The organism is Streptomyces sp. NPDC058985, from assembly GCF_042740985.1.
In the GTDB taxonomy this organism is placed as follows: domain Bacteria; phylum Actinomycetota; class Actinomycetes; order Streptomycetales; family Streptomycetaceae; genus Streptomyces.
Genome location: NZ_JBHYJX010000021.1, coordinates 69,042 through 84,191 on the forward strand (window position 1 = coordinate 69,042; position 15,150 = coordinate 84,191).

Consider the following 15,150-nt stretch of genomic DNA (forward strand, 5'->3'; position numbering starts at 1 on the left):
GATCAGGGGCCGGCGGGCGTTAGCGTGGTGGGTGCCGGTGGCGGGAGTCGTGCCGGATATGGCGCGAAGTGAGGGGAAACATGCGGGTCGGGGCGGTTCTGTGAGAATTCTGCACACGTCCGACTGGCATCTCGGCCGCGCGTTCCACCGGGTGAACATGCTCGACGCCCAGGAGGCGTTCATCGGCCACCTCGTCGCGACCGTGCGCGAGCACGCCGTCGACGTCGTGGTCGTGTCGGGGGACGTGTACGACCGCGCGGTGCCGCCGCTCGCCGCCGTCGAGCTGTTCGACGACGCCCTGCACCGCCTCGCCGGGCTCGGCGTGCCCACCGTGATGATCTCCGGAAACCACGACTCCGCCCGTCGCCTCGGCGTCGGCGCCGGACTCATCGACCGCGCGGGCATCCACCTGCGCACCGACCCGGCCGGCTGCGGCACGCCGGTGGTGCTGCCGGACGCCCACGGGGACGTCGCCTTCTACGGCCTGCCGTACCTCGAACCAGCCCTGGTGAAGGCGGAGTTCGCAGTGGAGAAGGCGGGGCACGAGGCGGTGCTCGCCGCCGCCATGGACCGCGTGCGGGCCGACCTCACCACGCGTGCCACGGGCACCCGTTCCGTCGTCCTCGCGCACGCCTTCGTCACCGGCGGCGAGCCGAGCGACAGTGAGCGCGACATCACCGTCGGCGGGGTCGCCGCCGTCCCCGCCGGTGTCTTCGACGGCGTCGACTACGTGGCCCTCGGCCACCTGCACGGCTGCCAGACCATCGGCGAGCGCGTCCGCTACTCCGGCTCCCCGCTGCCGTACTCCTTCTCCGAGCACCGGCACCGCAAGAGCGTGTGGCTCGTCGACCTGGACGCGGCCGGGACCGTCACCGCCGAGCGCGTCGACTGCCCGGTGCCGCGCGCGCTGGCCCGGCTGCGCGGCACCCTGGACGACCTGCTCGCCGATCCCGGGCTGACCCCGCACGAAGAGGCGTGGGTGGAGGCGACCCTCACCGACCCGGTCCGCCCGGACGATCCCATGGCCCGGCTCACCGAGCGCTTCCCGCACACCCTCAGCCTCGTCTTCGACCCCGAGCGCGCCCCCGACGAACCCGGCGTGTCCTACGCCCGGCGCCTCGCCGACCGCAGCGACCAGCAGATCGCCGAGGACTTCGTGGCCCATGTGCGCGGCGCCGGACCCGACGACCACGAACAGGCCGTCCTGCGGGACGCCTTCGACGCGGTGCGTGCCGACGAGACCGTACGGGAGGTGGCCCGGTGAGGCTGCACCGGCTGGACCTCACCGCCTTCGGCCCCTTCGGCGGCGCGCAGAGCGTCGACTTCGACGACCTCTCCGCGGCCGGCATCTTCCTGCTGCACGGTCCCACCGGCGCGGGCAAGACGTCCGTCCTCGACGCCGTCTGCTACGCGCTGTACGGCTCCGTGCCCGGTGCCCGGCAGAGCGGTCAGGGCATGACCCTGCGCAGCGACCACGCGGCGACCAGCACCCGCACCGAGGTCCGGCTCGAACTCACCGTCGCCGGACGGCGCCTGGAGATCACCCGGCAGCCGCCCTGGCAGCGGCCGAAGCTGCGCGGCAAGGGCACCACCGTCGACAAGGCCCAGACCTGGCTGCGCGAGTACGACGCGACCGCCGGGGCCTGGAAGGACCTGAGCCGCTCCCACCAGGAGATCGGTGAGGAGGTCACGCAACTGCTCGGCATGAGCCGCGAGCAGTTCTGCCAGGTCGTGCTGTTGCCCCAGGGCGACTTCGCGCGCTTCCTGCGCGCCGACGCGGAGGCCCGGGGCAAGCTGCTCGGCCGCCTCTTCGACACCCGGCGCTTCGCCGAGGTCGAGCAGCGCCTCGCCGAACGGCGCCGGACGACCGAGGCCCGGGTGCGGGACGGCGACGCCGCTCTCCTGGCCGACGCCCACCGGATGCAGCAGGCGGCCGACGACGCCATGGAACTGCCGGAACTGGCGCCGGGCGAGCCGGGCCTGGCCGAGACCGTCCTCGGCGCCGCCGCCGTCGCCCGCTCCACGGCCCGCGAACTGCTGACCGTCGCCGAATGCCGCCTCACCACGGCCGAATCCGCACACGCCGCCGCCGACCGCGCCCTCGCCGACGCACGGGAACTGGACCGCTTGCAGCGCCGGTTCGCCCAGGCGCGGGAGCGGGCCGAGCGGCTGGCGGAGCGCACCGAGGCCCACCAGGCCGCGCAGCGGCGCATGGAGCGGTCCCGCAAGGCCGAAGCGGTCGCACCCGCACTGGAGCTGCGGGACGCCGCGGAAGCCGAACACGGGCGGGCGTCGCTCGCGGAGGCACGCGCACGTGCCCAGCTGCCGGAGGCCCTCGCCGACGCCGGTGCCGCCGGGCTGGCCGCCGCCGCCCGCCGGGCCGCCGAGGAACTGGGCGGCCTGGAGTCGGCCCGCCGGGCCGAACGGCGCCTCGCCGAACTCGACGAGGAGCGGGCCGTACTGGACCGTCAGGAACGTGCCGACGACGACGTCCGGCACGAGGCGGAGACCTGGCTCGCCGACTGGGAGGCCACCCGCACCGGACTCCAGGCACGCGTCGACGACGCCCAGGAGGCCGCGACCCGCGCCGAACAGCTCGCCGTACAACGCGACCCCGCGCGGCGGCGGCTGAACGCGGCCCGGCAGCGTGACCGGTTCGCCGCCGACACCGACGACGCCCAGCGCCGGGCACTCGCCTCGGCCGAGGAGGCCGTCGCGGCCCGCGCCCACTGGCTCGACCTCAAGGAGCAGCGGCTGAGTGGCATCGCCGCCGAACTCGCCGCCGGCCTCACCGACGGGACGCCCTGCGCGGTCTGCGGAGCCACCGAACACCCCGCCCCCGCCCGCCGGATCGACGGCCACGTCGACCGCGCGGCGGAGGAGCGGGCCCTCACCGCCTACCAGCACGCCGACGAGCGCCGCGCGGACGCCGAACGGCGCCTGGGCACCGTACGCGAGGCACTGGCCGCCGCCACGGCCGAGGCCGGGGAGGCGCCCACCGCCCGGCTGGCCGAGGAGGCCGAGGAGCTGGAGCGCGAGTACGAGCGGGTGCGCGCGGCCGGTTCCCGGCTGCACGCGGCCCAGGAGGAGCTGCGCCGTGCGGGGGACGAACGCGAGCAGCGGGTCGCCGCCCAGCAGCAGGCGGCCGTACGGTCCGCCTCCCGGGTCGCGGGCCGCGAGCGGCTGGAGAGTGAAGGGGCCGCGCTGGAGCAGGAGCTGACCCGGGCCCGCGGCACCGCCGGGAGCGTGGCGGCGCGGGCCGCCCAACTGGAGGACCGGGCCGCCCTGCTCACCGACGCCGCCGACACCGCCCGCGCCGCACAGGAAGCCGCCCAGCGGCTCAAGGACGCCGACGCGCGCCTCGCCGACGCCGCCTTCCGGGCCGGCTTCGACACCCCGGCGGACGCCGCCGCCGCGCTGCTCGACGACGACGCCCACCGCGAGCTGCAGCACCGGCTCGACGCCCGGGACGCGGAGGAGAACGCCGTCCGCGCGGTCCTCGCCGAGCCCGACACCGCCGACGCGGCCCGCCGCCCGCGGGCCGACCCCGCCGCGGCCGAACGTGCCGCGGCCGACGCGGGCCGGCGCCTGCGCGAGGCGTCGTCCGCCCACGACGCCGCCGCCCGGCGCTGCGCGGAGCTGGACCGGCTCTCCGCGCGGGCCACCGACTCGGTGCACCGGCTCGCCCCGCTGCGCGAGGAGCACACCCGCGTCGCCCGCCTGGCCGGCCTCGCCGCGGGCACCTCCGCGGACAACGACCGCCGGATGCGCCTGGAGTCCTACGTCCTGGCCGCCCGCCTCGAACAGGTCGCCGCCGCCGCGACCGCGCGGCTCACCCGCATGTCCGCCGGCCGCTACACCCTGGTCCACTCCGACGACCGCACCGGCCGCGGCCGCAGCGGCCTCGGTCTGCACGTCGTCGACGCCTGGACCGGCCGGGAGCGCGACACGGTCACGCTCTCCGGCGGCGAGACGTTCTTCGCCTCGCTGGCCCTCGCGCTCGGCCTGGCCGACGTCGTCACGGACGAGGCCGGCGGCGTCCGCCTGGACACCCTCTTCATCGACGAGGGCTTCGGCAGCCTCGACGACCAGACCCTCGACGAGGTCCTCGACGTCCTCGACTCCCTGCGCGAACGAGACCGCAGCGTCGGCATCGTCAGTCACGTCGCCGACCTGCGGCGCCGGGTCCATGCCCAACTGGAGGTCGTGAAGGGACGGTCGGGGTCCGCACTGCGCCAACGGGGCACCGGCTGAACGGCCCCGGCGGACCTCAGCGGCCCAGGGGACGGCGGGGGAGCGGCGAGGAGTACACCACGCTCGTCGTGACCGACCCCAGGGCGCTGATCCGGCCGGACACCTCCTCCAGATGCCGCATCGAACGGGCCGCCACCTTGATGACGAAGCAGTCGTCGCCCGTGACGTGGTGCGCCTCCAGGATCTCGGGCGTGACCGCGACCAGGTCGTGGAACGGCTTGTAGTTGGCGACCGGATAGCGCAACCGCACGAAGGCCAGGATCGGCAGCCCCAGCCGCTCGGGGTCCACGACCGCCGCGTACCCCTGGATGATCCCGGCCTCCTCCAGCCGCCGCACCCGCTCGGTCACCGCGCTCGCGGACATCGACACGGCACGGGCCAGCTCGGCGAAACCGGCCCGCCCGTTGCGCTGCAGCGCGTCGAGGATGAGCCAGTCGGTGGCGTCCGGGGAATGCTCGGGCATGAGTGATCAATAGCAGGAAATCCCCGGCGCAACAAGCGAAAGGCCAGGGAATCACCGTTCAGGTTGACGGTTGCCGACCGTAGATTTCTGCACCGGAAGAACCTTCGAGGAGAGGCCGGACCATGAGCGTCACCACCGTCAACCCCGTTCTGCGCGTCGCCCCCGCGCCGCCCGCCGAGGCCGCCGCGTACTTCCGGGCGAGTCTCGCCTTCCACACCGACGTCTCCGACGTCGCCGCCGCGACGGCGGCCGACGGCGGCCCCGGATTCACGCTGGTGGACTGCCGGTCCACCGAGTCCTGGGACCAGGGCCACGTACCCGGCGCCGTCCACCTGCCCACCGCGCGCGTCGCCGAACAGGCCGGGCGCCTCCTCGACCCCGCCGTCCCGGTGGTGACGTACTGCTGGGGACCCGCCTGCGACGGCGCCACCCGCGCGGCCCTCGCCCTCGCCGAACTCGGCTACCCTGTCAAGGAGATGCGCGGAGGCTTCGAGTACTGGGTGCGCGAGGGCTTCGCCTACGAGACCCGGCAGGGCACCGAACACCCGGCCGCCGACCCCCTCACCGTCCCGGTGGACGCGGACGACTGCGGCTGCTGACCGGCGTGTAGGTTCTGCCGCATGGTGCGATACGCGGAGCCGGGCGCGGTGGAGTGGGTCGAGTCGGGCGGGGGTCCGCTCATAGCGGTTCCGGAGACGGTCCTGCCGTTCTGGACCGGTGCCGACGGCGAGGACGCGGACTCCGACTACGACCGGGCCTGCGAGGTCGACGGCTACGTCGGACTCCTCCCGGTCGGCGACTCCACCGCCCTGGTGCTCGGCGACGAACCCGCCTCGACCGCCTATCTGCCCGAGCACCAGACCTTCGTCCGCTGGTGCGCCGCCGACTCCGAGGAGGACGTGCTGGCCGGGGTGACCGCCGCCCTCGACACGGCCGAGTGGGAGCCCGAGGTGGCCTGGCGCGTGCCGGGACCGGTGCTCCTGTTCGACGCCGCCTGGCCCGGCGCCGTGTCGGAGCGCGCGGGGCGTGTGCGGGTCTCGATCGCCCCCGGCCGGTACGCGGTGCGCGCGGCCGAGGCGCGCCCGGGCGCGGAGACATGGCTGGGTTTGGTTCAGTTGCGGTGGCTGGCTGAGAGGTAGCCGCGGCGGGCTGCTCGGTGCGTGCCGGGGCGGTGCTGCCGTCCGGTGTCGCCCGGCCCGGTGCCGCCCCGGCGCGCAGACGTGGCTGAGTCTCGTCCAGCCGCGGTGGCCCGGCGACCGGTAGCCGCCGCGATATTGACGTGCGGGGCCGCCGCGGCCCGCTCATCATGGGTGCCCATGCCCCCACTTCCGCACCCCACCCCCGAAGAGCTGCGACGCGACCCGCTGCCCCTGCGCGGCCGTACCGCACTCGTCACCGGCGCCAGCCGGCGCGGCGGCATCGGCCACGCCGTGGCCCGCCGGCTCGCCGCCCACGGCGCGAGCGTCTACCTGCACCACCACGTCCCGCACGACGCCGCCATGCCCTGGGGCGCCGACCGCGTCGAGGACGTCACCGCGTCCGTCCGCGCCGCCCTGGGGGATCCGGACGCCGCCGTGCACGAGGGCCCCGCCGACCTGACCGCCCCGGACGCGCCCGCCCGCCTCGTCGCCACCGCCGCCGAGGCGCTCGGCGGGCGGCTGGACGTCCTGGTCGCCAATCACGCCCTCAGCGGCTCCGACGGCACCCTCGACACGATCGACGCCGCGATGCTCGACGCCCACTGGCAGGTCGACACCCGCTCGGTTCTGCTGCTGGTCCAGGCGTACGCCCGGCACCGCGCCGCACTGCCGCCCCGGACGCCCGGCGGACGTGTCGTGATGATGACCTCCGGCCAGGACATCGCCGGCGGCATGCCCGGCGAGATCGCCTACGCGCTCCAGAAGGGCGCGCTGGCGTCCGTCACCCGCTCCCTGGCGACGACCCTCGCCGAGCACGCCGTCACGGTGAACGCGGTCAACCCCGGTCCCGTGGACACCGGTTACCTGACCGGCGACGCCTACGACGCCGTCGCCGCGTGCTTCCCCGGCGGACGCTGGGGCACGCCCGACGACCCGGCCCGCCTCATCGCGTGGCTGGCCACGGACGAGGCGGCGTGGGTGACCGGTCAGGTCGTCGACTCGGAGGGCGGCTTCCGCAGGTGACCGCCCGTCAGAGCCGGGACAGCTCGTCCACCAGGTCGTCCAGGCCCAGCGAACCCTGGGAGAGGGCCGCCATGTGCCACGCCTTCGGGTCGAAGGCGTCGCCGTGCCGCTCGCGGGCCTTCTCCCGGCCCAGCAGCCAGGCCCGCTCCCCGAGCTTGTAGCCGATCGCCTGGCCCGGGATCGTCAGATAGCGGGTCAGCTCGCTCTCCACGTAGTCCGCCGGGCGGCTGCTGTGCGCGCCGAAGAACTCCTGCGCCAGCTTCGGCGTCCAGCGCTCGCCCGGGTGGAACGGCGAGTCGGCCGGGATCTCCAGCTCCAGGTGCATGCCGATGTCCACGACGACCCGGGCGGCCCGCATCATCTGCGCGTCCAGATACCCGAGGCGCTGCTCCGCGTCGGTGAGGAAGCCCAGCTCGTCCATCAGCCGCTCCGCGTACAGCGCCCAGCCCTCGGCGTTGGCGCTGACCAGGCCCACGGAGGCCTGGTAGCGGGAGAGGTCCGCCGCGACGTGCGCCCACTGGGCCAGCTGCAGGTGGTGGCCCGGGACGCCCTCGTGGTACCAGGTCGAGACCAGGTCGTACACCGGGAAGCGGGTCTGGCCCATCGTCGGCAGCCAGGTGCGGCCGGGACGGGAGAAGTCCTCCGACGGCGACGTGTAGTACGGGGCCGCCGCGCTGCCCGGCGGGGCGATCCGCGACTCCACCCGCCGCACCCGCTCGGCGAGCTCGAAGTGCGTGCCGTCCAGCTGCTCGATCGCCTGGTCCATCAGGCCCTGCAGCCAGTCGCGGACCTCGTCGACGCCCTCGATGTGCCTGCCGTGCTCGTCCAGGTGCGCCAGCGCCACCCACGGCGTCGCGGCCCCGGGGAGGATCTTCTCGGCCTCCGCCTTCATCTCGGCGAGCAGCCGGTGGTACTCGGCCCAGCCGTACGCGTACGCCTCGTCCAGGTCGAGGTCGGTGCCGTTGTAGTAGCGCGACCAGCGGGCGTAGCGCTCCCGGCCCACGGTGTCCGGGGCGCCCTCGATCGCCGGGGCGTACACGTCGCGCATCCAGTCCCGCAGCTCGACCACCGACGCCGTCGCGCCCCGCGCGGCCTCGTCCAGCTCCGCGCGCAGCGCGTCCGGCCCGTCGGCGGCGAAGTCCTCGAACCAGCCGCGCCCCTCGCCGGTGTCCGCCCACTCGCCGAGCTGCTCGACGAAGGTCGCGGTCGGCCGCGGCCCGGCGTACAGCTTCCGCTCCAGCCCCAGGGCCAGCGACGCGCGGTAGCCCGCGAACGCCGCCGGTACCGCGCGCAGCCGCTCGGCGACGCGGGCCCAGTCCTCGTCGGTCCGCGTCGGCGTGATGGTGAAGACCTCGCGCACCGAGTGGGCGGCGGTGCCCATGTTGCCGACCGAGCGCAGGCCCTCGTCGGCCTCGTGCACGGCCAGTTCCGCCGTGAGGCGCTCCCGCAGCAGCCGGGCGCAGCGCCGCTCCACGTCGCTGTCCCCGCCGGGCCGGCGCTCCGCCTCGTCCAGCCGGGCGAGGGTGGTCCTGGCCAGCTCCGCGAGGGCCTCCTGACCCGCGGGCGAGAGGTCGGGCAGGAGGCTCGAACTCTCGGCGACGCCGAGATAGGTACCGGTGACCGGGTCGAGGGCGATGAGGTCGTCGACGTAGGCGTCGGCGACCTCGCGGGGCAGCGGGCTCTTGGTCTCTGACATGCGGACATCCTCATACGGATACCGGTGCCCCGTCAGCCCGGTGACCCGGGCCCGAAGCCGTGCGCGGCCGGATTTCGCTCAGGGCGTGGCCGTCGGCGGGGACGGCGGCAGCAGCGGGCCGCACTCCCACTGCTGGAAGATCAGCCGCGTCTCGACGCGGGCCACCTCCGGCCGGGACGTGAAGCCGTCCAGCACCAGCCGCTGGAGATCCGTCATGTCCGCCACCGCGACATGGACGAGGTAGTCGTCCGGGCCGGTGAGGTGGAAGACCGTGCGCGACTCCGGCAGCGCCCTGATCCGCTCCACGAAGGGGCCGACCAGCTCCCGCCGGTGCGGGCGCACCTGCACCGAGAGCAGCGCCTGGAGACCACGGCCCAGCTTGGCGGGGTCCAGTTCGAGCCGATGGCCGAGGATCACCCCGGCCCGCCGCAGCCGGGTCACCCGGTCCAGGCAGGTCGACGGGGCGACGCCCACCTGGGCGGCGAGATCGCGGTAGGTGGTCCGGGCGTCGTTCTGCAGCAGCCGCAGCAGATGGAGGTCCACCGGATCCAGTACGACGGATTCGGCCATGGCCCGAACGTAACACGGCCGGTCACCGTGCAGGCCCGGTCGGTGTTCATTCTTCGGCCCATGGACTCTGCGCGCACGCCCACGTCACACCCCGACGACGTACGCATCACCGCCGCCACGGGCAGGGCACTGGCCACCGAGGCCGTGCACGCCGGCCGCGACGACCTCGCCGGCCGGGGACTGCACGCCCCGCCCATCGACCTGTCCACGACCTACCCGTCGTACGACAGCCGCGGCGAGGCCGCCCGTATCGACGCCTTCGCCGCCACCGGCGCCGAACCCGACGGCCCACCGGTCTACGGACGGCTCGGCAACCCCACCGTCGCCCGCTTCGAGACGGCGCTGGCCAAGCTGGAGGGGACCGAGTCCGCGGTCGCCTTCGCCAGCGGCATGGCCGCGCTGAGCGCCGTCCTGCTGGTCCGCGGCTCGATGGGACTGCGGCACGTCGTGGCCGTACGGCCCCTGTACGGGTGCAGTGACCATCTGCTGACCGCCGGGCTGCTGGGGTCCGAGGTCACCTGGACCGACCCGGCGGGCGTCGCGGACGCGCTGCGCCCGGACACCGGCCTGGTGCTGGTCGAGTCGCCGGCCAACCCCACGCTGGCCGAGGTCGACCTGCGGGCCGTCGCCCACGCCTGCGGCTCCGTGCCACTGCTCGTGGACAACACCTTCGCCACACCGGTGCTCCAGCGTCCCGCCGAACACGGGGCCCGGCTGGTGCTGCACAGCGCCACCAAGTACCTCGGCGGGCACGGGGACGTGCTGGCCGGCGTGGTCGCCTGCGACGAGGAGTTCGCCGGGCGGCTGCGGCAGGTGCGCTTCGCCACCGGCGGTGTGCTGCACCCGCTGGCCGGCTATCTGCTGCTGCGGGGCCTTTCCACCCTGCCGGTGCGGGTGCGGGCCGCCTCCGCGAACGCCGCGGAGCTGGTCGCCCGGCTCGCCGCCGACCCGCGGGTGGCCCGCGTCCACTACCCGCGCATCGGCGGCGCGATGGTCTCCTTCGAGGTCCACGGCGACCCGCACGAGGTCATCGGCCGCGTTCGCCTGATCACCCCGGCGGTGAGCCTCGGCAGCGTCGACACGCTCATCCAGCACCCGGCGTCCATCAGCCACCGCATCGTGGACGCCGACGACCGGCGGGACGCCGGGGTCGGCGACCGGCTGCTGCGGCTCTCGGTGGGCCTGGAGGACGTCGAGGACCTGTGGGCCGACCTGGACGGCGCGCTGGGGGAGCGGGCGCCCGGCGCGATCCCCCTGCGGGAGGCGTTGTCGGGGGTCGAGTAAAGGCCGGCGGGGCTCGGGCCGGAGGCGCCGGCCGCCCGCCTACTCCCCGCCGGTCCGCTCCCCGTGCGGCACCGGCGCGGTGGCGGTCCGGGGGGCCGGGTTCAGGCGGGCGGTGACGACCAGGGTGCCCTCCTCGATCTGGTAGTCGAGGGGGAGGCCCAGGCCGCGCATCGCGGCGACCATGCCGGTGTTGGAGGCCTGGGTGACCGCGTACACGCTCGCGCAGCCCGTCTCGGTCGCCATCGCCACGAGCCGGCCGAGGAGTTCGCCGCCGATGCCCCGGCGCTGCCACGCGTCCTCGACGAGCAGCGCGACCTCCGTCTCGTCCCCGTCCCACAGCAGATGACCGAGGCCCACGATCCGCCCCGAGGCGGTCTGCACGGCGAGGGTGCGGCCGAAGCGGGGGCTGAGCAGGTGGTTCATGTACCGGTCGGCGTCCCCGACCGGGCCGTGGTACCGCATCCCGAGGGTGCGCGGCGAGCACCGCTCGTGCATCGCCTTCGCCGCCGCGACGTCCCGGGTGTCGGCGCGGCGGACGGTGATGTCGCGTCCTTCGGGCAGCGTCAGCGAGTCCCGGCCGCGCGGCACCCGCGGACCGAGCCGCGCGTCCAGCTCGACCAGGGCCCGCGCCCGGGCGAACTCCGCGGGGGTGAAGGGCAGATACGGCCGCTCCACGCTGATCACCCCGCCTTCCGGGGCGCGCAGCCGCAGCACGGTGTCCTCCAGCGCGCCCTCCGGCGGTACGTCGTCCCCGGCGCCGCCGACAGCGGCGGGCAGCGACCGGATGGTGCACCGGCCCAGCAACTGGCGCAGCGCCAGCGGGAGTTCCGCGGCGTCCAGGGCCGTCCGGGCGGCCAGGGCCAGTACCCGGGTCGGCGCGTCCACCAGGTCGTGCGCGTCCGCCCGCTCCGTCCAGGTGTGGTCACCGCCCGCCGCCGTCACCACGCCGGCCAGTTCGGACCCGGTCAGTCCGGCCGGGGCGCGCAGCAGGAACTCGTCGACCGTGCCCCGGGCCAGCGGGTGCGTCTGGAGACTCAGGATGTCGATCCGCCGGTCGGCCAGGGCCGCGCACAGCACCGCCAGCGAACCCGGCGCGTCCCGCACCGTCGTCCGCATCCGCCACAGCGCGCTCTCCTCGGCACCGGCCGGCCGCGCGGGCCCGCCGTCGTCCTCGGCACGCCCGGCCCGCCGCTCGTCGGTCGGTGGCCGGGCGCCGGTATCGTCCGCGGGCGGCGCCTGCCCGTGGCGGCGTGACCAACGGGTGTGGAAGCCCGCCGTGGCGATCAGGGTGGCCACCGAGGCCAGCAGCATCACGGGCACCGCGGGACCGTGCTCGGCCAAGAGGGCCACGGCGGCGGTCACTTCAGGCAGGTCTCGACTCATGCACCCACTGTGAAGGAGCGGTGTTGCCCGGTCACGAACGCACTGTGACCGATGGGTAAAAAAGGGTTCTGGTGTATTTGTGGGGAGTTGGTGGACCGCCGGCCGCCGGCCGCCGTCACGGACCGCGCACCGGGGGATGACGCCGGTGCGCGGTACACCCCACAGGCTACGGGACTACTGCCCCACCCGTCCCGGCCGCAGCACCTTCGTGTACAGCACCGTGCCGTCCTGCTCGCGCAGCCGCACCGTCATCTCGGCGCTGTCGCCGTCGATGTCGACCTCGCCGAAGAACTGGTAGCCCTCCGCCGGCGAGACGTTGGAGGCGGTCGGCGCCTTCACGAACACCCGCTCGGGACCGAAGGTGCCGTCGAGTGAACTGGCCGGGAAGGCACCCGAGTTCAGCGGCCCGGACACGAACTCCCAGAACGGCTCGAAGTCGGAGAACGCGGCCCGCGAGGGCCGGTAGTGCTGGGCGGACGTGTGGTGCACGTCGGCCGTCAGCCACACCGTGCCGGTGATCCGCCGGTGCTTGACGAACCGCAGCAGCTCGGCGATCTGCAGCTCCCGCCCCAGCGGCGCGCCGGGGTCGCCCTGCGCGACCGCCTCGATGTGGGGCGCGCCCTCGGTGGTGTCGGGCACGACCAGGCCGATCGGCATGTCGGCGGCGATCACCTTCCAGACCGCACGCGACCGCGACAGCTCCCGCTTGAGCCACTCCAGCTGCTCGCGGCCGAGGATGCCCTGCGGGTCGACGGTCTGGCCGCCCGGGGAGTTGGCGTTGCGGTAGGTCCGCATGTCCAGCACGAACACGTCGAGCAGCGGGCCCTGGCGCAGCACCCGGTGGACACGGCCCTCGCGCGCGCCGGGACGCAGGGTGGAGAGGGGGAAGTACTCGCCGAAGGCCCGCCGGGCCCGGGCGGCCAGCACGTCGACGCTCTTCTCGGTGTACCGGTCGTCCGTCTCGGCGATCACCTGGCCCGGGTACCAGTTGTTGCGGACCTCGTGGTCGTCCCACTGGACGACGGAGGGGACCCGCGCGTTGAAGCGCCGCAGGTTCTCGTCGAGGAGGTTGTAGCGGAAGTTGCCGCGGAACTCGGCGAGGGTCTCGGCGACCTTGGACTTCTCCGCGGTGGTGACGTTCCGCCAGGTGCGGCCGTCGGGCAGGGCGGCGGTCTCCGCGATGGGCCCGTCGGCGTAGATGGTGTCGCCGCTGCAGAGGAAGAAGTCCGGGTCCAGGGCCCCCATGGCGTCGTAGATGCGGTAGCCGCCCAGGTCCGGGTTGATGCCCCAGCCCTGCCCCGCGAGGTCGCCGGACCACACGAAGCGCACACCGTCGCGCCGACGGACCGGCACGGTGCGGAAGGTGCCGGAGACCGGCTCGCCGGTGCGGCGCGGGTCGTCGGGGTCGGCGAGGAGGACGCGGTAGTGGATCTGCTCGCCGGGCGGCAGGCCGTGCAGCCGGGTGGTGCCGGTGAAGTCGGTGTCCCCGCCGAGCAGCGGACCGTGCCACCGGTGCGGGCGGCGGAACGACTCGGTCGCGGACGTCTCGACGATCATCCGCGCCGGGCGGTCGGACCGCACCCACACCAGACCGGAGTGGGAGGTCACGTCCCCCGTCTGCACACCCCAGCCCGCCCCGGGACGCCCGGAACGGGCGAACGCCGGCGCCGCCCCGAGCGAGGTGGGCAGGGTCAGTGCCGCCGACGCGGCGAGCGAGCCGCGCAGCACACTGCGGCGGCCGGGCAACGGACGGTGTGACATGGACGCGCCTCCAAGGACTCCTGGCAGGGATCCGGCCGGGTCCGTGGCCGGTGTGCACGGCAAGGCCTACTGGTCCGGCGCGGCGCGCACGGAAACTCCGCGTGAACAACCCGCCGCCCCGACCCGCGAGGCGGCCGGCCGGGCGGCCGTCGCCATCGCCCGCACCCCCGCCCGGATCCGCCCCGGCGTCAGATGCGCGTATCCCAGCACCAGCCGCACCTCGTGCCGCCCCGCCGCCCCACTGTCCACCCCGTGCCCGTACTCCGCCAGGGAGCGCACCGCCACTCCGGCCCCGGTCACCCGGGCGAGGAAGCGCTCGGTGGGCCCGTACCGCTCGGGGAGCGTGGCGATCGCGTGCAGGCCGGCGGCGATGCCGGTGACCTCCGAGCCGGGGAAGTGCTCCGCCAGCGCCGCCACCAGCGCGTCGCGCCGCTCGCGGTAGGCGCGCTGGCAGACACGCAGCTGGCGGTCGTAGTCGCCGCGCTCGACGAACCGGGCGAAGACCGCCTGGTCCAGCGTCGGGTGCCCCAGGTCGGTGGTGCGCTTGCGCGCCACCACCTCGTCCGCCAGCCACTCGGGCACCAGCAGCCACCCCAGCCGCAGACCCGGGGCGAGGGACTTGCTGACCGAGCCGGTATAGGCGACGCGTTCCGGATCGAGGCCCTGGAGCGCGCCCACCGGGGCCCGGTCGTACCGGAAGTCGCCGTCGTAGTCGTCCTCCAGGACGAGACCGTCCACGGACCGTGCCCAGTCGAGGAGTTCGCCGCGCCGCCGCGCCGAGTAGGCGATCCCGGTGGGGAACTGGTGGGCCGGCGTCGTCACCACGACCCGTACGCCCGAGCCGCGCAGCGCGCCGACGGCCAGCCCCTCCGCGTCCAGCGGCAGCGGCACGGTGGCGACACCCGCCGACGCGTACAGGTCGCAGTGCTGCGGGCTGCCGGGGTCCTCGACACCGGCGGTGCGAGTCCCGCGCGCGTGCAGCACGCCCGCGAGCAGCGCCGTCGCCTGCGCCACCCCGGACACGACCACGATCCGCTCCGGGTCCGCCACCACGCCCCGGCGCCGCGCCAGCAGCTCGGCCAGCGCGGCGCGCAGCCGGGGCAGGCCGCGCGGGTCGGGATAGCCCAGAGCCTCGTGCGGCAGCTCCGACAGCACCCCGCGCTGCGCGGCGGCCCACGCCGAACGTGGGAAGAGTGACAGGTCGGGTGTCCCCGCCACGAAGTCCGCGCGGTGACCGGGGGAGCGCGGGGCGAGGTCACGCGCGCGCGGGCGGGCCGCCCGCACCGCGTCGCCCACCCAGGTCCCCGCACCCCGCCCGCTGCGCAGATAGCCCTCGGCCGTCAGCTGCTCGTACGCGTCCGTCACCAGCTTCCGCGACACCCCGAGGTCGGCCGCGAGGTCCCGGCTCGACGGCAACCGGGTGCCCGGGGCGAGCCGGCCCGAGCGGACCGCTTCCCGCAACGCGGCCTGCAGCGCGCGGCCACGCGCGCGTGCCGGTGCCGAGGCGGCGGGCAGCAGCAGCTCCCAGGCCGACGTCATGCGATCAGTCCCCCGTGCATCAGTTCTCTCCAATCGCC

Annotated in this window: 12 protein-coding genes; 6 read left to right on the forward strand and 6 right to left on the reverse strand. The window is 75.1% G+C overall.

Annotated elements, in window-relative coordinates:
• Positions 1-100 precede the first annotated feature (100 nt).
• Positions 101-1,264 carry an exonuclease SbcCD subunit D gene (locus tag ACFW01_RS20015; RefSeq protein WP_384505118.1) on the forward strand — a complete coding sequence of 388 codons (1,164 nt, stop codon included), beginning with the start codon at positions 101-103 and terminating at the stop codon, positions 1,262-1,264.
• On the forward strand, positions 1,261-4,254 hold the full coding sequence (locus tag ACFW01_RS20020) for an AAA family ATPase (RefSeq protein WP_384505120.1): 2,994 nt from the start codon (positions 1,261-1,263) through the stop codon (positions 4,252-4,254). Before ACFW01_RS20015 ends, ACFW01_RS20020 begins: the two co-directional genes overlap by 4 nt.
• A gap of 16 nt (positions 4,255-4,270) precedes the next feature.
• On the opposite strand, the gene ACFW01_RS20025 is transcribed toward ACFW01_RS20020, so the two are convergent.
• Complete coding sequence (locus tag ACFW01_RS20025; protein WP_234957573.1) at positions 4,271-4,717, reverse strand: Lrp/AsnC family transcriptional regulator; 447 nt, start codon at positions 4,715-4,717, stop codon at positions 4,271-4,273.
• Between the two features lie 122 nt (positions 4,718-4,839).
• Here ACFW01_RS20025 and ACFW01_RS20030 point away from each other — a divergent pair, with 122 nt between their 5' ends.
• The 3 genes from ACFW01_RS20030 (at position 4,840) to ACFW01_RS20040 (ending at position 6,879) form a co-directional block, all read left to right on the forward strand.
• A complete protein-coding gene (locus tag ACFW01_RS20030) occupies positions 4,840-5,316 on the forward strand; it encodes a rhodanese-like domain-containing protein (RefSeq protein WP_384505123.1) in 477 nt (158 codons plus the stop codon).
• A 21-nt stretch (positions 5,317-5,337) separates the two neighbouring features.
• A complete protein-coding gene (locus ACFW01_RS20035) occupies positions 5,338-5,856 on the forward strand; it encodes an immunity 21 family protein (protein ID WP_384505126.1) in 519 nt (172 codons plus the stop codon).
• Positions 5,857-6,033: 177 nt separating this feature from the next.
• Positions 6,034-6,879, forward strand: a complete 846-nt coding sequence (locus tag ACFW01_RS20040) for an SDR family oxidoreductase (protein WP_234957570.1) — start codon at positions 6,034-6,036, stop codon at positions 6,877-6,879.
• Between the two features lie 7 nt (positions 6,880-6,886).
• On the opposite strand, the gene ACFW01_RS20045 is transcribed toward ACFW01_RS20040, so the two are convergent.
• Both ACFW01_RS20045 and ACFW01_RS20050 read right to left on the reverse strand, forming a co-directional pair.
• Positions 6,887-8,575 (reverse strand): DUF885 domain-containing protein, encoded by a 1,689-nt coding sequence (locus ACFW01_RS20045; RefSeq protein ID WP_384505129.1) that lies wholly within the window; start codon positions 8,573-8,575, stop codon positions 6,887-6,889.
• Between the two features lie 78 nt (positions 8,576-8,653).
• Positions 8,654-9,145, reverse strand: a complete 492-nt coding sequence (locus tag ACFW01_RS20050) for an Lrp/AsnC family transcriptional regulator (RefSeq protein WP_234957568.1) — start codon at positions 9,143-9,145, stop codon at positions 8,654-8,656.
• A 60-nt stretch (positions 9,146-9,205) separates the two neighbouring features.
• Between ACFW01_RS20050 and ACFW01_RS20055 the strand changes: the two genes are divergently transcribed.
• On the forward strand, positions 9,206-10,429 hold the full coding sequence (locus ACFW01_RS20055) for a trans-sulfuration enzyme family protein (RefSeq protein ID WP_384505132.1): 1,224 nt from the start codon (positions 9,206-9,208) through the stop codon (positions 10,427-10,429).
• Positions 10,430-10,468: 39 nt separating this feature from the next.
• Here ACFW01_RS20055 and ACFW01_RS20060 read toward each other — a convergent pair whose 3' ends face one another.
• The 3 genes from ACFW01_RS20060 to ACFW01_RS20070 form a co-directional block, all read right to left on the reverse strand.
• Positions 10,469-11,812: a GNAT family N-acetyltransferase gene (locus ACFW01_RS20060; protein ID WP_384505135.1), complete on the reverse strand. Its 1,344-nt coding sequence runs from the start codon at positions 11,810-11,812 to the stop codon at positions 10,469-10,471.
• A gap of 174 nt (positions 11,813-11,986) precedes the next feature.
• Positions 11,987-13,573, reverse strand: a complete 1,587-nt coding sequence (locus ACFW01_RS20065) for an alkaline phosphatase D family protein (RefSeq protein WP_384505138.1) — start codon at positions 13,571-13,573, stop codon at positions 11,987-11,989.
• 66 nt (positions 13,574-13,639) lie between these two features.
• The gene (locus tag ACFW01_RS20070; RefSeq protein WP_384505141.1) at positions 13,640-15,112 is read right to left on the reverse strand and encodes a PLP-dependent aminotransferase family protein; all 1,473 of its coding nucleotides are present in this window, start codon (positions 15,110-15,112) and stop codon (positions 13,640-13,642) included.
• Between the last annotated feature and the right edge of the window lie 38 nt (positions 15,113-15,150).

What these genes read in the sequence shown, in the direction of transcription:
- ACFW01_RS20025 (WP_234957573.1), bottom strand. Translation starts at nt 4,717, where the DNA reads ATGCCCGAGCATTCCCCGGACGCCACCGACTGGCTCATCCTCGACGCG.
- ACFW01_RS20030 (WP_384505123.1), top strand. Translation starts at nt 4,840, where the DNA reads ATGAGCGTCACCACCGTCAACCCCGTTCTGCGCGTCGCCCCCGCGCCG.
- ACFW01_RS20035 (WP_384505126.1), top strand. Translation starts at nt 5,338, where the DNA reads ATGGTGCGATACGCGGAGCCGGGCGCGGTGGAGTGGGTCGAGTCGGGC.
- ACFW01_RS20040 (WP_234957570.1), top strand. Translation starts at nt 6,034, where the DNA reads ATGCCCCCACTTCCGCACCCCACCCCCGAAGAGCTGCGACGCGACCCG.
- ACFW01_RS20045 (WP_384505129.1), bottom strand. Translation starts at nt 8,575, where the DNA reads ATGTCAGAGACCAAGAGCCCGCTGCCCCGCGAGGTCGCCGACGCCTAC.
- ACFW01_RS20050 (WP_234957568.1), bottom strand. Translation starts at nt 9,145, where the DNA reads ATGGCCGAATCCGTCGTACTGGATCCGGTGGACCTCCATCTGCTGCGG.
- ACFW01_RS20055 (WP_384505132.1), top strand. Translation starts at nt 9,206, where the DNA reads ATGGACTCTGCGCGCACGCCCACGTCACACCCCGACGACGTACGCATC.
- ACFW01_RS20060 (WP_384505135.1), bottom strand. Translation starts at nt 11,812, where the DNA reads ATGAGTCGAGACCTGCCTGAAGTGACCGCCGCCGTGGCCCTCTTGGCC.
- ACFW01_RS20065 (WP_384505138.1), bottom strand. Translation starts at nt 13,573, where the DNA reads ATGTCACACCGTCCGTTGCCCGGCCGCCGCAGTGTGCTGCGCGGCTCG.
- ACFW01_RS20070 (WP_384505141.1), bottom strand. Translation starts at nt 15,112, where the DNA reads ATGACGTCGGCCTGGGAGCTGCTGCTGCCCGCCGCCTCGGCACCGGCA.